The sequence below is a fragment of the Xanthomonas arboricola pv. guizotiae genome (assembly GCF_002940205.1).
Lineage (GTDB): Bacteria > Pseudomonadota > Gammaproteobacteria > Xanthomonadales > Xanthomonadaceae > Xanthomonas > Xanthomonas arboricola_C.
The window spans coordinates 1-864 of record NZ_MDSK01000105.1 but is presented as its reverse complement, the minus strand read 5'-3'; the positions used below and the strand labels follow the sequence as shown (position 1 = coordinate 864).

Here is an 864-nt window from a genome sequence, read left to right as displayed (position 1 = left end):
TCAGCCACTTCATTCCGTGCGGTGTCTGGGAGGCGGTCTACATCATCGATGGCCTGCTGAAGAACACCTCCGACATCCAGCCTGACACCGTCCATGCCGACACGCAGGGGCAGTCGCTGCCGGTGTTCGGCCTTTCGCATCTGCTGGGCATCCAGCTGATGCCGCGCATCCGCAACTGGCGCGAATACAAGTTCTTCCGACCCGATGAGGACATTCGTTACGAACACATCGACGCGCTGTTCCGGGACACTGTCGACTGGGATCTGATCGAAATCCACTGGAAAGACCTGATGCAGGTCGTGCTCTCGATCAAGACCGGCAAGATCGCGGCCTCGACGCTGATGCGCAAGCTGGGCAACTACAGCCGCAAGAACCGGCTGTACCAGGCCTTCAAGGCGCTCGGTTCGGCCGTGCGCACCTTGTTCCTGCTGCAGTACATCTCCAACCGCGAGTTACGCGAACAGATCACCGCCTCCACCAACAAGGTGGAGGCCTACAACGGCTTCGCAAAGTATTTCTTCTTCGGCGGGGAAGGAGTGATTGCCGACAATGACCCCGTTGAGCAGGAGAAGGCCGTCCAATACAACGACCTGGTCTCTAATGCCGTCATCTTCTACAACGTGGTCGAACAGACCCGAATCATGAAGTCTCTGATGCGGCAGGGGTGGAAGATCACGCAGGAGGACGTGGCGTTCCTCAGCCCGTACGTGACCAGCCATGTAAAGCGCTTCGGGGATTACCTGATTGATGTGGAGGCGATCCCGGAACCCTATGAGACTGAACTGGCATTGGCAGGGTAGTTTTGGTGCGCCAAAATATCCGCTAACTCACTGATGCAATGGATGAAATCCGATCTTGTGAGCT

Annotated in this window: 1 protein-coding gene; it reads left to right on the top strand. The window is 57.1% G+C overall.

Going from position 1 to position 864, the window contains the following annotated elements:
- Positions 1-800: Tn3 family transposase (locus tag XarbCFBP7408_RS22000; protein WP_146093834.1), on the top strand; the 800-nt coding region annotated here is incomplete at its 5' end.
- Positions 801-864 lie beyond the last annotated feature (64 nt).